Below are 19,421 nucleotides of genomic sequence, written 5' to 3' on the forward strand. Positions count from 1 at the left end.
TCATTGAACTTTTTGAATTGTTTCTCAAAATTGTGTATATGACATCCCAAAGCTTAAAGCAAAGAATCACAGATTTTTTGATAAAATACGTCCCCTTTTCATACATAAAAGAAGAAGATTTGCTCAAACTTGCTGGAACTTGCAAAATCAAAGTCGTTAATCAAGGTGAGTTCATATTTCGTGAAGGTGAGAATCCGCCAAAAGAATTTTATGTAATTCATCAAGGTTCAGTGGAGTTATTAGACGAAAAGACTAATGAAATCATAGAAGTTTTAGAAGAAGGGGATTTGTTTGGTATTGCAGCTTTACTTGCCAAGCGATCATATATTTTTTCTGCTAAAGCAACAGAGGATACAATCCTATACATTCTTTCGTATGATATTTTTTATGAATATATACAAAAATATCCAAGGGTGTTACGCTTTTTTTCTTCTGGTTTCGCTCCTGGTATGCAGCAATTCAAAAAGCAAAATATTTCTTTTCAGGATCAAGTCTTGCGAACCGTGGTGGCTCATGATGAAGTCTTGGAGTTACGAATCAACAAAAACGTAATTACGGCGAAACCAGATGCTACCGTGCAAGAAATCGCCAAAATCATGACTGAAAAAAACATTGGATCTATGATAATAGCTGATGAAGAACGACGTCCATTAGGAATCATAACAGATTCAGATTTACGGAAAAAAATTGCTACGGGAAAATTCCCCATCACGGCAAAGGCACGGGATATTATGTCTGCACCAGTATTCACATTACCACCAGAAATCACCGCAACAGAAGCCATCATTCAAATGATGAAACGAAATATCCGACATTTGGTTTTAACACAGGATGGAACCAATCAAACCCCAATTTATGGGATCGTTTCAGAACATGATTTGTTAGTATTACATGGAAACAATCCAGCGGTTTTAGTAAAAGAAGTTCAGAGTATATCAAGCTTAAAGACTGATATTTTACGTATCATACGAGAAAAAACTGATACTTTAATCAAAAGCTATCTGGAGCAAGATTTGTCTTTGCCTTTTATCACTAACACCATCACGTTAATTCATGATAATTTGATTGAAAAAGCCATCAAACTTGCAAAAGAAAAACTCAAAGAAGAATTCCCAGAATATCCACAACCACCTGTGAAGTTTGCTTGGCTTTCTATGGGTAGTGAAGGAAGAAAAGAACAAACTTTGCGAACGGATCAGGACAATGCCATCATCTACGAAGATCCACAAGAAGAAGATAAAGAAAAGATACAAAAATATTTCTTACGAATGGGGGAATTGGTGAATCAGTTCTTGGTGGACTATGGATTTAGTGAATGTCCTGCTAATATTATGGCGAGGAATCCTGAGTGGTGTAAACCTGTATCTGTGTGGAAAAATTACTTTCGAAAGTGGATTGAAGTTCCTGCAGAGAAGAATCTTCTGAATGCTACGATTTTTTTTGACTTTCGTGTTGCTTATGGGGATGAGTCACTTGCCCAAGAATTACGAGATGTGATTTATAAATACAAAAATCCGTTCTTCTTGGTGTTTTTGGCGAAGGAAGCGGCAACAAGCGCTCCTCCTTTAAACTTCTTTCGAAATTTCATTGTAGAAAAGTCAGGAGAGCACAAAAATGAATTCGACCTAAAAGGAAGAAGCATCAAACCCTTAGTAGATGCGGCTAGGGTTCTTGCCATTGATTTTCAAATCCTTGAGTATTCTTCTACCATAGAGCGATATGAAAAACTCAAAGAAGTGGATCCAGTAAATCAACATATTTATAGAGATGCCATTGATTCATTTCAACTTTACTTAAAATTACGAACTTATTTTGGTTTCAAAAATCAAGACTCTGGTAGATACATCAAACCAGAGGAGCTAAGTAAATTAGAAAAACAAATGCTCAAGAATTCCTTTTTAGCGATTGAAAACATCCAAAAACTTTTAGAAGCTCGATACCAGCTAAATTTGATAAGGGAATAGTTCATGAAATTTCTCGACAAGTACAAACTCAAATTATGGAAAAAAAAGTATTGTAATAGTAAAAATTCATCTATGGCGGTTTGCCATTACTTAGAAAGCATCGAAAAAAATAAAATCTTTACAGAACCGGAAAAAAATCGTTATATAATTTTAGATACTGAAACAACGGGATTGGACTACAAGAACGATCAGGTTCTATCGATTGGAGCGATTAGGATTGAGAATTTGGAAATCAATATCAGTGATTCTTTTGAGGTGATACTACAAACAGAAACGGCAGGTGACAAAGAAAGTATCGCTGTTCACGGAATTCGAACTCAAGATGTGAAACAAGGAATTCAAAGGGATTTCGCCTTCGAGCAGTTTCTTTATTTTTTGCAGGGTGATATTATTGTTGGACATCACATTCTTTTTGACAAGCTAATTTTATCAAACAACATCAAAAAAATTTTTTCGATTGAGTTACTTAATCCCATCATTGATACGTTCGATGTTGCTATTTACTATGAAAACCTTGTAAAAAAAAGAAATGTGATTCCTGAAGAGGCTAATCCAGAGGAATTTTCTTTGGATAATCTTTTGAATAGATTTCGCATCAAAAGCAGTGGAAGGCATACTTCCATTGGGGATGCACTGCTAACTGCGGAGTTGTTTCTCAGAATGATGAAAAAATTAATCCAACAAAAAAACTTTCGAATTGAAAGTTTAATCAAATATTGATTCTTTTGTTTTTGTTAAAAAAATCCCGTGTGATTTCTTGTTCAATCCACCGAAATAAAAATTGATTTTATGAAAGCGAAATCTCGTATTTCTCAAAATTCTCGTTTAATATCCGAAATCCCTGTGGAAGTATTATCAGGCTTGGGAGAAGCTAAAAAAAAAGCCTTAGATAAAATTGGCATTCATACGATTGAAGATCTTTTGTATTTTTTCCCACGAAGGTATGTGGATCGAAGTTTCCACGAGGAGTTTTTCTTGAAGGAAGGAAACATAACTTTGATTGTAAAAGTTCAATCTTCGTTTTTGGCTCATGGCAGAAAATCCCGCTTGATGGTTCAATGTAAAACCCTAAAAGGAAATTCCTTGACACTAATATTTTTTAATGGTTTACAATATTATCGATATGCCTTTCAAAAAGAAAAAAATTATGTGGTTTCAGGAAAATTAGAAATCTATAAAGGTTCTTATCACATGATTCATCCAGAAGTAGAAGCAATCGACGAAGAAGATATTCACCAAGCTATACACAGCGGAGGAATTATCCCAATTTATTCTACAACAGAAGCTCTAAAAAAAGTAGGTTTAGATAGTCGAGGTTTTCGAAGGTTGATACATCAAGTTCTACAAAAGATCGAAATGGAATGGGTGGTTCCTGAGATCTTCCCAGAAGAAATTCGAAAAAAATACAAACTCCCATCTCGAAAAGATGCCATCAAGCAAATCCATTATCCTGAATCAAGAGAGTCTTATAGAATTGCCAACAGAACATTAAAGTTCGAGGAGTTGTTTCTATTTGGTGTTTTGATTCATAAGAAAAAAGAAACTCGAAAGTCTTTTCCCAGACAAGTTTATCCTCTATCTTTTGGAGAAAGCAAACTTTTCGAAATCCTAAAAAAGAATCTTCCGTTTGAGTTAACAAACGGACAACAACAAGCCATACAAAAGATGCTCGAAGGTTCTAAACGTCCCTATATGTCGGCATTTTTGCTTCAAGGGGATGTAGGTTCTGGGAAAACCCTTGTGGCTTTTTCAGTAGCTCTGCATTATATCGAAAAAGGATATCAAGTAGCTCTGATGGCACCAACGGAACTCTTGGCTCGCCAACATTACAATACTTTATCCACTTTACCGGGTTTTATTCCTGGGGTGCAATTAGATCTCCTCACAGGTTCAGAAACCAAAAAAAATAAAGAAATTGTATTGGATCGGATCAAACGGGGTGATAGTAACTTTATTATTGGAACCCATAGCTTGATTGAACCTAATGTGGAGTTTCATTCATTAGGATTGGTTATCATCGACGAACAACATCGATTTGGCGTGCAACAACGGGAAAACCTACGTCAAAAAGGGAAAAACCCAGATTTGATTGCCATGACAGCAACACCCATTCCAAGGTCCTTGTGCTTAACTATTTTTGGAGACTTGGAGTTAGTGTATCTCAAAGAAAAACCTGCGGGGAGAAAACCCGTCAAAACCATGTGGTTAAGAGAACACCAACGAGAAGGACTTTATAAATCCATCAGAAAGTATCTCCAACAAGGAAGACAGTGTTATATTGTTTATCCAGTCATTGAGGAATCAGAAAAGCTGGATTTGAAGGCAGCAACCGAAGCCTATGAGGAGTTAAAAACCCAAATCTTTCCTGAGTTTCGCGTAGAACTCATTCACGGAAGAATGAAGCCCGAGGAACGAGATAAAATCATGAGGGATTTTCGAAATGGCAAAGTCCATATTTTAGTAAGCACAACTGTGATTGAAGTGGGAGTTGATGTTCCCAATGCTACTATAATGGTGATTGAAAATGCAGAAAGATTTGGGCTTTCACAACTTCATCAACTACGAGGAAGGGTTGGTCGCGGAACAGAAGAGTCTTTTTGTGTTTTGGTGTCGAATAGTGATTCTTCGGCTGCGAAAGCGCGACTACAGGCCATCGTAGAAATACAAGATGGTTTTGAATTGGCTGAGATTGATCTTAAAATCCGAGGACCTGGCGAGTTATTGGGAACAAAGCAACATGGACTTCCTGATTTTCGTTTATCGGATTTTGTGAAGGATCGAAAATTAATGGAAATAGCTTATAGTGAAGCCACTCAATATCCTCACATTAACGAAGAAGCCATTAAGTTTTTGAAGAAGAGTTTTTCTGAGGGTGTGATGGTGTTTCCCAATTAGATTTCGGAAGTTCACAACTTCCTGTTATAAAGTAATCCCAACATGTGTATTTTGGAAAGATACCTCGAAGAATGGGGATGAAACCCACCATCCCCCACCAACTTTCATATCGAAAACCAATCCAATAGATCAAAAAAAGACCAATCAAAATCTTAGCAATTCGATCAAAAGAATCAATGTGTCTTTCTAACATGTTAAGATTTATTTGTTTTGATATTAAACGGAAGATAAGCAGGGCACCAACCAATAGCTCCTGTCAATAGGGGAATGAGTCCTACGGCTCCCCACCAACTTTGATACACAAAACCTATCACAATGATCACCAGACCTACAACCACACGAATAATTCGATCTACTGTTCCAACATTCCTTTGCATCTTAGTCCTCCATTCTTTAAATGACAATCAAATTTATAAAAAAAATAAACAAAAATCATTGGAACGAATAGTGAAAAATATTTAAATGGAATTCATGAAAACTAAATTTTTTCTGATGGGAATTTTGCTTTTTTTGATGGGTATTATAAGTTCTTGTCAATGGATACAAAATCAAATCATTGAAATTTTCACACCTGAATATACAGCTCAATCTCGTGAGTTTGCACCTTTGTTCGAAGGAAAAGATACCCAAAGAAAAAAAATCCTGATTCAACTTCAACCCATAATTTCAGGATTACCGCAAATCACTTCCATAGCTGAGTTTCCTTTGGATTCCCAGTTTCTTTTTGTTACCATCAAGACGGGGGAAATGATGGTATATAATACCAAAAATCAATCATATCTTTTGAAAAAGTTTGATGTTTTAACTTCATCTGAACAAGGGCTTTTGGGGATTGCTTTTCATCCTAACTTTAAAGAAAATCGACTCTTATACCTTCATTACTCTGTAGAGATTGAAAAGAAAAAATACGGAAGGATTTCGGAATTTGTATTATCACCTTCAAAAACAAAAAAAGGATTTCCTTATGAACTCGAAAGAGAGCGAGTTCTTTTAGAAGTTCAACAACCTTATTCTAATCATAACGGAGGGCATTTAGAATTCGGCCCCGATGGTTTTTTATACATTGGATTAGGGGATGGTGGATGGCGAGATGATCCTATGAACCACTCCCAAAATCCAAGAACTTTGCTTGGAGCTATGCTTCGAATTGATGTTAAGCCTTCGAAGGACAAACCCTACTCCATTCCTTTCGACAATCCTTTTCGTTTTAATCCTGATTGGAGAGAAGAAATCTTTGCCATCGGACTTCGAAACCCCTGGAAGTATAGTTTCGATCCCCGATCCAAACGTTTGATTGTTGCCGATGTGGGACAAGATGCATTCGAAGAAATTTCGATTGTAGAAAAAGGAAAAAATTATGGATGGCGCATCAAAGAAGGTTTTTCATGCTATCTAGATAAACAGTTCTGCAGTCGCACAGATTTGGTGGATCCTATCTACGTTTATGACCACTCCGAAGGACAATCCATCACAGGAGGGTATGTTTATATGTCGGATGAAATCCCTGAACTCAAGTTTAAGTATATCTTTGGTGATTTCGTTCAAGGTAGAATCTGGGCAATAGAGCTACCCGAAACAAATGAAAAAATCAGAGAAGATCAAGTATATAGTTTAGGTAAGTGGCCCATTTTGATTTCTACTTTTGGAATCACTTCTCGAGGTGAAGTTTTGGTTGGGGATTTCAAAACAGGAAAAATCTTTCGTATAACGAAAAAATAAAGTTATTCTGCTTGTCCTAAACTAAAACCACGAACACCATCGATGAGATAGAGATTTTGGACTTTAACTACTTCAAATCCCGAATCGTAGAGTATCGAAATCAATTTTAAGATTTCTTCTTTTTTGACGGCTACATACGAATCTTCTACATTCGACTCGATTGACTTTTTAGAGATAAATCGGCAGCGCCAATAGTTAGAACAAAAAGTCTCGGTGAACTCATTCGGGTAAACTTTCATGCCTCTATTGGTTATCATTTTTAATCGTAGTTCTGTGTTGTGTTTCGTAATGTTTGTCAGTTTTTCTCCTAACTCAGAAGCTTCGCCAAAATAATCAATAAAAATATCAACTCCAACCAGTTCTTTATTTGTGGTTTTCCTTTTGTACGGGAAGAAGGGAATACCTTTGCCTAATTTTTCATAGTTTGCGGGTTTAAGAATTTTTGGTTGTTCGCGATGTTTGATACGTTCAATCACTGCATGAGTGAATTCTTCAGTACTTACTTTCTTTTTGCTGATACCATCTTGGTAAATATCTGCTGTGTGGATGCCATCTTCAATGGTTTTCAACCATGCATTATGAATGATTTTTGCATGCTCTCCAAAACCCATATGAACCAACATCATGATCCCTGCATTTAATAAACCTGATGGATTGGCGATATTTTTCCCTGCTATATCGGGAGCTGAGCCGTGTATGGCTTCAAACATAGCGAGGCGATCACCAATATTAGCAGAACCCCCCATTCCTACTGAACCTGCTATTTGTGCCACTAAATCAGAAAGAATATCTCCATATAGGTTCATAGTCACTACAATATCGTATTTCTCTGGGCGATCCGCTAAATGCGCTGCGCCAATATCAATGATTTGAGAGTTGCTTTCAATATCAGGGTACTCTTTGGAAATTTCTTGAAACACGCTCTGAAACAAACCATCAGAATGTTTCATAATATTGTCTTTCACCATACATGTGACTTTTTTTCTATTATAAGCTCTGGCATATTCAAAAGCATATCGAATGATTTTTTCTGAGCCGGGATACGTAATTAGCTTGAGGGTTTCTACAACCTCTGATGTTTGTTGGTATTCTATTCCTGCATATAAATCCTCTTCGTTTTCCCTAATGATAACAATATCCAAGTTTGGATGTCGGGTAAAAACGAAAGGATGATAGGAAACACAAGGACGTACATTAGCATACAAGCCAAATGTTTTTCGAATTGTAACATTTAGGCTTTTATAGCCTGAGCCTCTGGGTGTAGTTATGGGAGATTTAAAAAAAATTTTGTTTTTTTTCAAGACTTCCCAGTCTTTTGGCTTAATCCCAGAAAGGTATCCTTCGTAGTATGCTTTTTCGCCAATTTCAATAAATTCATAATTCAAGGGAACTTCAGCAGCATCGAAGATTTTCAAAACAGACTTCATGATCTCTGGACCGATACCATCACCTAAGGAAACAGTAATAGTAGTAAAGTTTTGCATATTCTCTTGATTATTCAGAATTTATTCTTTAAGTCTTGAATTTTTATATATAAACTTTCCGTCAATTAATTTAATTAAAATATAAAATTCGTTTTGTATAATTAAATTGATTTAAAATTTAGTAGATGATAAAGAGTTATGATATTTTTATTCTTACATGTTTATTGGTTTTTTATATTCACTTAGGAAAGAAAAAATTCCCGTTTCGTTGATAGAATTTTTGGATTTATTAAAGGTTTTATGGGAGCTCCACCAACAAAATGAAGCTTTGACCCTGGAAAGATTCTTCTTGATTAGCCGTTCCCTTTTAGTGAAGGACACAAAGTTTTATGATAAGTTTTATCAGGTTTTTTATTCTTACTTTGGTCAAATCCAAAAATTGGACATCTCGAAAATAGAAGATATAATTCAAAATTGGCTCAGCTCTATTCATGGAGAAGTTTCTCTTATTCAAGAACAAAAAATTTATCTAACAAAAGAAATTTTCGAAGAATTAAAAAAACGACTCGAACAACAAAAAGAAGAACACCATGGGGGAAGTTTTTGGATAGGAACAAGAGGGAGCTCACCCTTTGGACAATGTGGTGCACCTACTCAAGGTATCCGAATGGGGGATTTTTCTACCTCAAGGCTTGCTATCGAAAAATATGCATCCTCAAACTATGAGGATTATAATCCCAATGAAGTTTTTAATGTTCGGCAATACAAAGTGGCATTAAAAAAATTACGAAAACTCCAAAAAGCAGGTAATTTGGTTCTGAATATAAAAGAAAGTGTGAAGAAAACCTCTGAAAACTTAGGAGACCCTTGGCTCGTCTTTGAACGTTTGAAGAAAAATCAGATTTCTTTGATTCTGCTTATGGACGTAGGTGGTAGCATGACGCCTTTTCAGAATTTAGTGAATCGTTTTTTTAGTGCCTGCTATAAACTTCAGTATTTCAAAGAATTTCATCATTTTTATTTTCACAATACAATTTATGAGTGGATTTTCTATCATGCAAACTTCAAGAAGAAAATACATATCGAAGATTTTTATAAAAAGTTTCAGAAAAACTACCACGTCATCATCGTAGGGGATGCCTGTATGAATCCTTATGAGCTTTACGATAAACAACATGCTTTTTTTGAATATTATTATCTTACTGATAAAGTTCTTACTCAAGAAGAATTACAAAAAGTCTCATCGACAATAAAAAATAGTTATCAACGGTTAAGAGAATTCAAAAAACACTTTCCTAAATCTGTCTGGCTTAATCCTCTACGAGAATTCCAATGGGATCACGAAACCATTGATGCCATTCGAGGCATTTTTCCTATGTTTTTTTTAAACCTCAATGGAATTGAGAGAGCTATTGAAACACTATTAAAATCCTAAACTAACCATAAACAGGAACAACCCAATGGGAATATTCGGGATCTTCCCCATAAACAATCTTTTCATATTTTTCTTTTAGAAGTTTTGTGATAGGACCGATCTCACCATTTCCGATCACTCGTCGATCAATCTCAGCGATCCAAGCCACTTGAGCACCCGTGCCAGTGAAAAATACCTCATCGGCGATGTAAAGTTCCGAACGAGAAATATCACGAATTTCAACGGGGATGTGTTCTCTTCTAGCAATCTCGAGAACACTTCTTCTCGTAATTCCTTCTAAGATGGCGGAATGATTAGGAGGGGTTGAAAGAACTCCATCTCTTACGATAAATATGTTTTCAGCACTTCCTTCGCTCACATAACCACGATGATCTAAAAAAATGGCTTCATCGAAACCATTTTGTAAGGCTTCGGATTTTGCTAAGGCAGAATTCGCATAACCACCAGATACCTTAGCCCGAGTGGGAATAATGTTATCATCAATCCTTCGCCAACTCGAGATCATTACTCGAAGCCCACGGTTTGTATCCAAATAATCATCAAGAAGAAGGGAATATACCGAAAAAGAATCTTCTACATCATGTAGACTTGGAGACAACCTCAAAGCCGATTTGTAAATAAAAGGACGAAAATATATGTTGGATTTGTATTGATTTCGTATTGTTAATTCTTTTAAAATATTTACCATTTCTTCTATGGAATATTTGGGTTTCATTTGCATAATCTTTGCACTATTATGAAGCCTTTTAAAATGATCATAAGGTCGAAATAAAAACACATTATCTTTCTTAGAATTGTAATAACCTCGAATTCCACCAAATACCATTGTGCCATATTGGAGAGCATGAGTCATGATATTAATAGTGCATTCACGTAGTGGTCGAAATTCACCTTCATGGAAAGCAATGGAATTCAGATCAGGCATAAAATCAAAATTTCTGTTGTCATTGTATTGTCATTTGAAATTTTACTTAAAAGAAACTATTTACTTTATTTAAAAAAACTAATTGCAATCAAATTCAATAATAATTGATTGTTAGGGAAAAGTATTCCAATGAAGGTCAGTTTATGAAATCCAACGATTTTCAGTTCACAAGATATCAAAAAAACTATAATTACAAAAAATTTCTTTGGGAATTTCTTTTGAGGAGTGAAGTCATAGGATTTGGGGTATTAACGCCTATATATGCAATTATTGTTTATTTTTCATTGGATTTTCAAATAATCCATTTTAGTTTTTTGATTTCTGCTATTATCGCGGTTTTGATTCTTTTAATATATGTTTTTATATCAACCTTTGTGTTTTTGAAACCCATTAAAAGACTGATAAAGTTCATATTTGAAAATGAAGGAAGTTTAAAAGAAGAAGAATTACGAAAATATCTAAATTTACTATTTCGTTTACCTTTACGAAGGAGTATTGATGTTTTGATAAGAATCATTTTAGGATCAATTGTTTTTTCGGTAATATTGAGTTTATTTGTCGAACTTAATTTATTTCAGTTTGTAGTAATTACTTCGATTTTATTCATGTTTTCATCAAGTGGTGCATTGATTTATTACTTTTTATTGGAGTATATGGTAATCAAGTTAGTCAATAGCGAGGTCTTTCGTTCTAAGGTTCAAATTGCTAACTTAGAAAACATAAGATTTGTAAAACTTAAATATGTGGTATCTTATCTTTTGTTTTTGGTTTTTTTCTTTTTTGCCTCATCTGCTGGTTTTGTAAGCTCCCAGTTTGGGGAATATTGGAGCAAACAAATCCAGCGAGAAAGTTCCCTTCTAACTTTGATTAGTATTAAAGATGAATTAAATAGTTTCTTTATCAATCTTAAAAACGAAATGCAGAAAAACGAATTGAACTCCAAAGAAAAAATATCCCATAGTCATTTCCTTTCTACTCATCCAATTGTATTAGATTATGGTATTTTTGATTTAAAAGAAAATGAGTTTATTTATCTTCAATCTCATTATTTGCTTAATGAAATCGAAGAAATCAAAAAGTGGATTAAGAGTAATCAAAAAGAATCATTTTTCCCTTATACATTAACTAAAGGAGAACCCATCAGAGTCCTTGCTTGGATAAGACCTTTTCAAGATGAGTACTTTCATGTTCTTTTTTTGAAGGCAAATGATTTGGAAAGAAAAATCTTTAGAAAATCTGAAAAAGATAATATGTTTTTTCTTACCGATGAAAAAGGAAATATTTTGACTTCATCCAGCCTTGAGTTTTTAAATCAAAATGTAATAAATTTGAGTCCTTTGATTTCTTTGGAAAAAGAAAGTAGCTTTTTTGAGGATATTTCTTACAATCGAAAATCTCATGAATTGCAGTATGTAAGTTCGAAAGTTTTTCCCTTTAAAATAGCTAATCTATTTGATGTTTCATTGTATCAAGAGCGGATTTCGTTTGCTGTTTTCTTGATTGTGAGTTTATTTTTAAGTGGTGGATTGATTCTTATTGGTATTATATTTTATGTTCTAAACACAAAACTAAAACACTTAGAAAACATCAATGAAGTCATAAATTTTTTATCGCAAGGTCGTTTTCATAGAGAGGTTTTATTGATTACAAATGATGAATTTGGTGATTTAGCTATATCCATCAGTAATTTGAAAGAAAATTTATACGAAATCATTACTCAAACAAAAAAGGTGGTGAATTTGGTCAAGGACTCAGCCCAAAGTTTTATTGTTTTGGTGAATCAGTTGGTCCAGGATTCTGAGAATGAAGCGGCAACCACGGAAGAAATCTCTGCTACCATCGAAGAAATCTCAGCCAGCATGGATCGAATCTCAGAATATGCAAGCGAACAAAATCACTTGATTGAAAATCTCTCTAAAACTGTGAATGATCTGACTATTATAATCAAACAAGCTCAAGAAAATCTTAAAGAAATCAAAGAAATCATAGCAGAAGCAGACACCCTCAAAAGTGAAAGTGAAAAAGAAATGAATACCATTACCAAGGCTATGGGGGAAATTCAAGAAACCTCAAGTAAAATTACTTCCATTACGGGGATTGTAAAAGACATAGCAGAACAAATCAATTTGCTATCACTGAATGCTTCTATTGAGGCAGCAAGAGCTGGTGAGTATGGGAAAGGTTTTGCTGTGGTAGCCGATGAGGTATCGAAATTAGCAGAAAAAACTCGAAGTAGCATAAAAGACATCAATACATTGATAAAAAATTCCAGCAATCAAATTCAGCAAGGAATTCAAATTACGAATAACTTCAAAGAACTATTAGGAAGACTTTTAAAGGAATTCCAAAAAATCCATCAGCTTAGCTCAAAGATTTCTGAGGTTATAACCAAGCAAGAGTTTGTCAATGTTGGGGTATTATCACAAACAGATCAGGTGAAAAAGAAATCTCAAGAAGTTCAAAGAAGCACAGATGAGCAAAAATTAGCTGTAAGAGAAATTACTTCTTCGATTTCTACTATCAACCGTGCCATTTTGAGTTCTACTGAAAATGTTCGAAAGATACACTCAATCGCAAAAGAATTAGAAAGCAAAATCCAAGAAGTCGAGCAAGTATTACAATACTTTCATATCCAAGGAAATTAGCCTGGTGGCCAACTGAAGGTTCTACCTGCTAAAATATGAATATGTAAGTGAAAAACCGTTTGTTGTGCATCTCGGTTGGTATTGATAACAACTCGATAACCATCTTCAGAAACACCAGCTATTTTTGCAATATAAGATGTTTTTGAAAGTAATTTGCCAAGAAGTCCCTCATCTTCGGGTCGAATTTCAGCCAAGGATGGTATATGTTTTTTGGGGATTACTAAAATATGAACTGGAGCTTGAGGATTGATATCATGAAATGCTGAGAGGTCTTCGTCTTCGTAAACAATTCTTGCGGGGATTTCTTTCGCAACAATACGGCAAAACACACAATTTTGCATAAGTAAAGAAATTTATGTTATTCTTTAAATTCAAATGTTTTTTTGTTTTACTTTAAAAATATTGAAGGAATTAAGGAATCAGCTATGTTGGATTACATTAAACAGAACTGGCTTTCTTTGCTTATTATAACCCTTTTGATTGGATATTTGCTGTATCAACGAATCCCTTTATACATTTCGAATTCGAAGTTAGAAAATCAAGAAATCACTGTTAATTTGCGGTTTCAAAAACTCAATGGAGAAATCATTACATTAGAAGATTTGAAAAACAAAACCATCGTTTTGAACTTTTGGGCAACTTGGTGTATGCCTTGTAAAATAGAAATGCCCCTTTTGGAAAATACATACAACGATTTGAAAGATCATGTTGAGATTTTAGGAATCACGATTGAAGAAAAAGACACCGTGATTCGCTATTTAGAAAATCATAAGGTTTCCTATCCTATCATTTTAGATACGGATTATTCAATCACTGAATATTTTAACATCATGGGATATCCTTCTATCATTATCATCAAAGACAATAAAATTGTTAGTGCTTCGACAGGTTTGAATCCTCTGATTAAGTGGAAGATTCGCTGGTATGCAACAAATTCGATTTTTTGATGGAACTTAAAAAATCAAAACTCATTTCACTTGTCCAAAAAAAAATCCCAAAAGAACGAATCCTTTCAAAAGAAGTTGATTTGATTTCTTATTCTTATGATGCGAGTTTTTATTTTCTCAAACCTCAACTTGTTGTAAGACCACTCAATCTCGATGAAGTTCAGTTTTTACTCGAAATAGCAAATGAAGAAAAAATTCCTCTCACGTTTCGAGCTGCTGGAACAAGTTTATCAGGGCAAGCCGTTGGTGAAGGAATTATTGTTGATCTATCTTTTGGATGGAAAAATTACGAAATCCTCCACAATGGAGAGAGTATTCGATTCGAACCAGGGATCATTGGTAATCATTTGAATGTCTTTTTGAAGCCATACAAAAGAAAGATTGGACCTGATCCTGCTTCCATCAATGCTTGTATGATGGGGGGTATCTTAGCCAATAATGCCAGTGGGATGTGTTGTGGTGTAGAATTCAATTCTTACCATACGTTAAAAAACATCAAGGTTTTATTAGCAAATGGTTATGTCTTAGACACGTTTGATCCTGATTGTGAAGAAAAACTGCAAAAATATCAGCCTGAAATCTATCAGGGGATTCTCAAAATCAAAAGAAAGATTGAAAATCACCCAGAATTAAAACAAAAAATCCAAACCAAATTTCAAATCAAGAACACAACAGGTTATTCCTTGAATGCCTTTGTAGATTTTGAAAGAGCTACCGATATCTTAGCCCATTTGATGATTGGTTCAGAGGGAACATTAGGTTTTATTGCCGAAGCAGAGTTACGAACAATTCCGGACCCAACCTTCAAATACACAGGACTTTTATGTTTTGAGGATATTTTTCAAGCATGTGAATCCATCCCACTTCTGAAAAAACTAAACGCTGTAGCTATAGAATTGATGGATCGTTCTTCCATTCGTTCAGTGGAGAATTCTCCCTATGTCCCTGAATATTTAAAAGAGCTCCCTGAAACTTCCACAGTTCTTTTGGTAGAGTTTGAATTTGAAAATCCAAAAGATTTAGAAGAATTTCAAAAAGATTTCCCTCAAAAAATCCAGAACTTAAAGTTAGTGATTCCTTCGGATTTTTCAAGTGATGAAGAGAAACGAAATATTTTGTGGAATATACGAAAAGGGCTTTTCCCCAGTGTTGGGGCAGTCCGAAAAAAGGGAACCACTGTAATCATCGAAGATGTGGCGTTCCCTTTGGAGAAACTACCATATGCAACGTTGGATCTACAGGCTTTATTCAAAAAACATGGATATGAAAATGCCATCATTTTTGGTCATGCCAAAGATGGAAATCTGCATTTTGTGATCACACAAAAATTCGAAACCAAAGAGGAAATACGTCAGTATGATGAATTTCTTAAAGACGTGGTTTCACTGGTTGTGGATAAATACCAGGGTTCTTTAAAGGCTGAGCATGGCACAGGAAGAAATATTGCCCCTTTTGTGGAAAAAGAATGGGGTAGGGAGCTCTATGAAATCATGCACGAAATCAAAACTCTTTTAGACCCAAATGGGATTTTGAATCCGGGTGTGATTTTGAATCCTAATCCAAATGCTCATATTGAAAATCTAAAACAAATTCCGAAGTTTGTTGAAGAAAATGTCGTTGCAAATGATTTTTGGAAAATCCAAAATGAACTCTCTGAAAAGTGTATTGAATGTGGTTTTTGTGAATCGGTTTGTCCGAGTAAGAATCTCACCACAACACCCCGTAAAAGAATCATACTCTATCGAGAAACAATACGAAACCCAAAATTTTTAGATGCACATCTTCATGATTTTGAGCATTATTTTTTCGAAACTTGTGTGAAATGTGGTCTTTGTGAAACACCATGCCCAGTAAAGATCAATACAGGAAATTTGGTAAAATCCATCAAAGACAAAGAGCACGGTCTCCTATCCAACCAGATTGCGAAGAAGTCGGTGAAGTTTTTTTATTTTATCGAGAAGTTTATACGACTCCAACTTTCTTTGGTTTTCTTTCTCAAGAAGATTTTTTCTTTTTTTGTTTCATATTTTGAGTCACTCACATATCGCTTGAATCAAATCCTCAAGACACCTGTTTATTATAGAGAGCTGCCACCTCCCTCTAAATGGAAGAAGTTGATAAAAAACTCCCTCAAAACAAGCAAATCAACAAAACCTGATTTTTATTATTTCCCCACTTGTTTGAGTAGGGTGTTTGGAACTCACAATGGTTATGATTTAGTGGAGCTCGTTCCTAAGATTGCCGAAAAACTTTCCCTCCGGGTTGAGGTTCTTCCCACACAGGGTTTATGTTGCTCCCAACCCTATGAAAGTAAAGGATTTCTTGATGCACAAAAAGAAATGATTCAAAAAACCCGAAATTTTCTTGAAAGAGTTGATCCGAAAATACCCATCATCGTTGAGAATACTTCTTGTTCATATGTATTCAAAATCAAAAGAGAGTATAAAGATTTTCAATTTCTTGATTCAATTGAGTGGATAGAAATCTTACAAAAGCAGTTTCCCCATCGTTTTCGGAAAGTCTATCAAACACTTTATGTCCAAAATATTTGTTCTGTTCAAAAGTTGAATGCGACAAAAAAACTAATTTCTATTCTGACGCCTATCGCTCAAAAAGTAGAAGTTTCTTCATTTTCAGAATGTTGTGGTTTTGCAGGAGATAAAGGCATATACACCCCCGACGTCATGAAGTCATCTACTCAACAAATCAAAGAAAGGTTAGAGACAAAACAATACGATGGCTATGTAAGTAGTAATCTTACGTGCGAATTAGGTCTGACCATTGGGACTAAAAAGAACTTCAAGCACCATTTGTATTATATTTTTATGAGCCTATTATAAATATTTTTTTATTACTTCTTTTGTTTTCATGTAGAGTTCTTGTTGGTGGGATTTTATATAGGTTTCCGATGAGCTTTTATCGATTCTGCTATTATTGAAATATTTTCCTGTAATCGATTTGACTTCATCGGATGTGGCTAAATACAGGGAGGTTTTTATCCCTTCGGTTATGGGAGCTCCCCTCATGCCGAAATTTTCCCTTAGTATTTTTGTATCAATCACTCCCGGATGTAATGAGTTCACCGTAATAGAATGATCTTTATAGATGTCAGCTATATAATAGCCATACATGATTTGTGCCATTTTGGAATTAGCATAAGCCATATAGCCATTGAAACTTTTCGGATAAAACCAATCGTTGAAGGAATACCTTCCACTTTGATGGGCAATGCTGCTTACTAAGATAATTCGCATGGGATCATTATTTCGCTTTCGTTCTTCTTTTGATTTACTGAAAAAAGAAAATAACTTTTCATTTATCAAAACGTTTGAAACAAAATTTACTGCCATGGTTTTTTCGATCTTGTCGGGATTCCATTGAAGCCTTTGTTCATACGTTCCAGCGTTGTGAATGAAGACATCTATTTTATCAAAATCCTTTTGGATGTCTTCGCACATCCTTGTGACTTGTTCAAAATCCGCAAGATCCGAAAGATAACCTTTGACGGTGATTCCTGTTTGATCTTTGACTTCTTTTAGTGTTTGATTCAATCGTTCTTGTTTTCTTCCGTGAAAAATGACTTCGTAGTCTTTTTTCAGAAGCTCAATTCCTAAAGCTTTTCCAATTCCATCGGTAGAGCCTGTAATAAAGATTAGTTTCTTCATAGGTTTACCTCTGAGTTATGATTTCTTTTGCTTTCCCTTTCATTTTTTGGTATTCCTCAAATGTGTAGATTTGATATTCATAGCCTTGTTCTGTCAAAAATAGTTGGCGATTTTGAGCAAAGGTTTCTTCGGTTGTGTCTCTTGATACAATCGTATAGAAGTATGCCATATTGTCTTTCCCTTTTGGGCGTAGTATCCTTCCTAATCGTTGAGCTTCTTCCTGGCGTGAGCCGAAAGTTCCACTGACTTGAATGGCAACACGAGCATCAGGTAGATCAATAGAGAAATTGGCTACTCGCGAAACAATCAAACAGGGTTCTTTTTCTTCTCGGAAGGCTTTGTAAAGTCTTTCCCTTTCTGATAGGGGGGTTTGCCCTGTGATGATAGGTAGTTTGAATCGTTTGGCTATGGTATTTAACTGATCAAGATATTGACCAATGATGAGAACATTATTCCACTCATGTTCATCCAAAATGGCTTTGATAACCTCTAACTTTAATGGGTTTTCAGAAGCTATTCGATACTTTTCGCGATCATCAGAAACAGAATACTTGGCACGAAGTTCTTCATCCATGTCTATACGGATTTCTATACACTTAGCACTGGCAATCCAAGAGAGCTTTTCTAAATCCTTCCATGGGATATCATACTTTTTTGGTCCGATCAGAGAAAAAACATCTTCTTCTAATCCATCTTCTCGAACTAAGGTAGCAGTTAATCCCAATCTACGCTTTGCTTGTAATTCCGAGGTCAAACGAAAAACGGGAGCAGGAAGCAAATGAACTTCGTCATAAATAATTAGTCCCCAGTTGGCAGCACTAAAAAGATGATAGTGTGTAAACTCGCCTCCTTTTTTCTTTCTATGGGTTACGATATTGTAGGTGGCAATCGTGATGGGACGAATTTCTTTCTTTTCGCCGCTGTATTCCCCTATGTCTTCTTCTGGAATGTCGGTTTTATCTAAGATTTCGTTTTTCCATTGCCGAATGGATAAAGTATTCGTAACTAAAATCAATGTGTAAGCTCCGACCAATTGCATCACACCTAAACCAACGATAGTTTTTCCTGCTCCACAGGGAAGAACAATCACACCCGATCCTCCGTATTTACTTCCCCCTGCATGAAAGATTTCGACAGCTTTACGTTGGTAATCCCTCATTCCGAAAGACTTTCCGGAACGAGTAACAGCTCGAAAATTAAAATGATACGCAGCCCCTTCTTCATAACCAGCTAAATCTTCAACGGGATAACCAACTTTAATCAATGCGTGTTTGATGTGTCCTCGGTATTCTTTTAAAATAGCAATGCGATTTGGTTGAACTTCTTTGATAAAGTTTTGGATAGCTCTATGATGAGCGATTTCTTTCAAAAAGTTAGGTTCTTCGGAAATGATATAAAGCTCACCATCTTCTTCTTTTACGAGTTTTACTTTTCCATATCGTGAGATTTGTTCTTGGATTTCTTTGATGACATTTTTGGGTAGGGGATATTTAGTGAATTCTTCTAAACCATTCAAGATTTCCTCTGCCGTCATACCACTTGAGGCAGCATTCCACAATGACAATGGTGTTATTCGATAAGTATGGAAATGTTCAGGACTTTTCTCTAAATCCGCAAATTTACTACAAAACGCTCGGCATTCTTCAAATCGAGGGTTATGAACCTCTAAGAGTAAGGTTTTATCAGACTGAACAATTAAAGGATTGTTAATGTTTGGCATATTGTTCCTTAAAATTTTTATTAACTAAGAAAAGAAAAACTTAAGCAAGATATGACAATTGAAATTCCTTTTGTTTGTCAAG

The 19,421-nt window shown here is 35.1% G+C and carries 15 protein-coding genes; 8 read left to right on the forward strand and 7 right to left on the reverse strand.

From position 1 onward, the window contains the following. Nucleotides 1-38 precede the first annotated feature (38 nt). From NZ853_02940 to recG, 3 genes are all read left to right on the forward strand, one after another. Nucleotides 39-1,964, forward strand: coding sequence for a DUF294 nucleotidyltransferase-like domain-containing protein (locus tag NZ853_02940; protein MCS7204631.1), 1,926 nt, complete (start codon nt 39-41; stop codon nt 1,962-1,964). Between the two features lie 72 nt (nt 1,965-2,036). Further along, nucleotides 2,037-2,684, forward strand: coding sequence for an exonuclease domain-containing protein (locus NZ853_02945; protein ID MCS7204632.1), 648 nt, complete (start codon nt 2,037-2,039; stop codon nt 2,682-2,684). A 69-nt stretch (nt 2,685-2,753) separates the two neighbouring features. Further along, nucleotides 2,754-4,859 carry an ATP-dependent DNA helicase RecG gene (gene recG / locus NZ853_02950; GenBank protein MCS7204633.1) on the forward strand — a complete coding sequence of 702 codons (2,106 nt, stop codon included), beginning with the start codon at nt 2,754-2,756 and terminating at the stop codon, nt 4,857-4,859. On the opposite strand, the gene NZ853_02955 is transcribed toward recG, so the two are convergent. Beyond that, on the reverse strand, nt 4,807-5,052 hold the full coding sequence (locus NZ853_02955) for a DUF2892 domain-containing protein (protein MCS7204634.1): 246 nt from the start codon (nt 5,050-5,052) through the stop codon (nt 4,807-4,809). The genes recG and NZ853_02955 overlap by 53 nt on opposite strands. A 1-nt stretch (nt 5,053) precedes the next feature. Next, entirely contained in the window at nt 5,054-5,236 is a 183-nt protein-coding gene (locus NZ853_02960) for a DUF2892 domain-containing protein (GenBank protein MCS7204635.1), read from the reverse strand. A gap of 94 nt (nt 5,237-5,330) precedes the next feature. Here NZ853_02960 and NZ853_02965 point away from each other — a divergent pair, with 94 nt between their 5' ends. Continuing rightward, on the forward strand, nt 5,331-6,578 hold the full coding sequence (locus tag NZ853_02965) for a PQQ-dependent sugar dehydrogenase (GenBank protein MCS7204636.1): 1,248 nt from the start codon (nt 5,331-5,333) through the stop codon (nt 6,576-6,578). A 2-nt stretch (nt 6,579-6,580) separates the two neighbouring features. Here the strand turns inward: NZ853_02965 and NZ853_02970 are convergent, their stop codons facing one another. Next, nucleotides 6,581-8,062, reverse strand: a complete 1,482-nt coding sequence (locus NZ853_02970) for an NADP-dependent isocitrate dehydrogenase (protein MCS7204637.1) — start codon at nt 8,060-8,062, stop codon at nt 6,581-6,583. Between the two features lie 157 nt (nt 8,063-8,219). On the opposite strand from NZ853_02970, the gene NZ853_02975 reads away from it, so the two are divergent. Beyond that, nucleotides 8,220-9,437, forward strand: coding sequence for a VWA containing CoxE family protein (locus tag NZ853_02975; protein MCS7204638.1), 1,218 nt, complete (start codon nt 8,220-8,222; stop codon nt 9,435-9,437). A 1-nt stretch (nt 9,438) separates the two neighbouring features. Here the strand turns inward: NZ853_02975 and NZ853_02980 are convergent, their stop codons facing one another. Beyond that, nucleotides 9,439-10,362, reverse strand: coding sequence for a branched-chain amino acid transaminase (locus NZ853_02980; protein ID MCS7204639.1), 924 nt, complete (start codon nt 10,360-10,362; stop codon nt 9,439-9,441). Nucleotides 10,363-10,505: 143 nt separating this feature from the next. Here NZ853_02980 and NZ853_02985 point away from each other — a divergent pair, with 143 nt between their 5' ends. Further along, the gene (locus NZ853_02985; protein ID MCS7204640.1) at nt 10,506-13,007 is read left to right on the forward strand and encodes a methyl-accepting chemotaxis protein; all 2,502 of its coding nucleotides are present in this window, start codon (nt 10,506-10,508) and stop codon (nt 13,005-13,007) included. On the opposite strand, the gene NZ853_02990 is transcribed toward NZ853_02985, so the two are convergent. Continuing rightward, nucleotides 13,004-13,348: a histidine triad nucleotide-binding protein gene (locus tag NZ853_02990; GenBank protein ID MCS7204641.1), complete on the reverse strand. Its 345-nt coding sequence runs from the start codon at nt 13,346-13,348 to the stop codon at nt 13,004-13,006. The two genes, NZ853_02985 and NZ853_02990, sit on opposite strands and share 4 nt — an antisense overlap. Nucleotides 13,349-13,432: 84 nt before the next feature. On the opposite strand from NZ853_02990, the gene NZ853_02995 reads away from it, so the two are divergent. Continuing rightward, entirely contained in the window at nt 13,433-13,954 is a 522-nt protein-coding gene (locus NZ853_02995; protein ID MCS7204642.1) for a TlpA family protein disulfide reductase, read from the forward strand. Beyond that, nucleotides 13,954-16,794, forward strand: coding sequence for an FAD-binding oxidoreductase (locus NZ853_03000; protein MCS7204643.1), 2,841 nt, complete (start codon nt 13,954-13,956; stop codon nt 16,792-16,794). The genes NZ853_02995 and NZ853_03000 overlap by 1 nt, the downstream gene beginning before the upstream one ends. Here NZ853_03000 and NZ853_03005 read toward each other — a convergent pair. Both NZ853_03005 and NZ853_03010 read right to left on the reverse strand, forming a co-directional pair. Beyond that, nucleotides 16,789-17,619 (reverse strand): SDR family NAD(P)-dependent oxidoreductase, encoded by an 831-nt coding sequence (locus NZ853_03005; protein ID MCS7204644.1) that lies wholly within the window; start codon nt 17,617-17,619, stop codon nt 16,789-16,791. The two genes, NZ853_03000 and NZ853_03005, sit on opposite strands and share 6 nt — an antisense overlap. Before the next feature lie 4 nt (nt 17,620-17,623). Further along, on the reverse strand, nt 17,624-19,330 hold the full coding sequence (locus NZ853_03010; protein MCS7204645.1) for a DEAD/DEAH box helicase: 1,707 nt from the start codon (nt 19,328-19,330) through the stop codon (nt 17,624-17,626). Between the last annotated feature and the right edge of the window lie 91 nt (nt 19,331-19,421).

The organism is Leptospiraceae bacterium, assembly GCA_025059995.1.
Lineage (GTDB): Bacteria > Spirochaetota > Leptospiria > Leptospirales > Leptonemataceae > SKYB61.

Excerpts from the sequence above, each read along its gene's own strand:
- NZ853_02990 (MCS7204641.1), bottom strand. The coding sequence starts at position 13,348 with ATGCAAAATTGTGTGTTTTGCCGTATTGTTGCGAAAGAAATCCCCGCA.
- NZ853_02985 (MCS7204640.1), top strand. The coding sequence starts at position 10,506 with ATGAAATCCAACGATTTTCAGTTCACAAGATATCAAAAAAACTATAAT.
- NZ853_02970 (MCS7204637.1), bottom strand. The coding sequence starts at position 8,062 with ATGCAAAACTTTACTACTATTACTGTTTCCTTAGGTGATGGTATCGGT.
- NZ853_03005 (MCS7204644.1), bottom strand. The coding sequence starts at position 17,619 with ATGAAGAAACTAATCTTTATTACAGGCTCTACCGATGGAATTGGAAAA.
- NZ853_03000 (MCS7204643.1), top strand. The coding sequence starts at position 13,954 with ATGGAACTTAAAAAATCAAAACTCATTTCACTTGTCCAAAAAAAAATC.
- NZ853_02945 (MCS7204632.1), top strand. The coding sequence starts at position 2,037 with ATGGCGGTTTGCCATTACTTAGAAAGCATCGAAAAAAATAAAATCTTT.
- NZ853_02980 (MCS7204639.1), bottom strand. The coding sequence starts at position 10,362 with ATGCCTGATCTGAATTCCATTGCTTTCCATGAAGGTGAATTTCGACCA.
- NZ853_02995 (MCS7204642.1), top strand. The coding sequence starts at position 13,433 with ATGTTGGATTACATTAAACAGAACTGGCTTTCTTTGCTTATTATAACC.
- NZ853_02955 (MCS7204634.1), bottom strand. The coding sequence starts at position 5,052 with ATGTTAGAAAGACACATTGATTCTTTTGATCGAATTGCTAAGATTTTG.
- NZ853_02965 (MCS7204636.1), top strand. The coding sequence starts at position 5,331 with ATGAAAACTAAATTTTTTCTGATGGGAATTTTGCTTTTTTTGATGGGT.
- NZ853_02960 (MCS7204635.1), bottom strand. The coding sequence starts at position 5,236 with ATGCAAAGGAATGTTGGAACAGTAGATCGAATTATTCGTGTGGTTGTA.
- NZ853_02940 (MCS7204631.1), top strand. The coding sequence starts at position 39 with ATGACATCCCAAAGCTTAAAGCAAAGAATCACAGATTTTTTGATAAAA.
- recG (MCS7204633.1), top strand. The coding sequence starts at position 2,754 with ATGAAAGCGAAATCTCGTATTTCTCAAAATTCTCGTTTAATATCCGAA.
- NZ853_02975 (MCS7204638.1), top strand. The coding sequence starts at position 8,220 with ATGTTTATTGGTTTTTTATATTCACTTAGGAAAGAAAAAATTCCCGTT.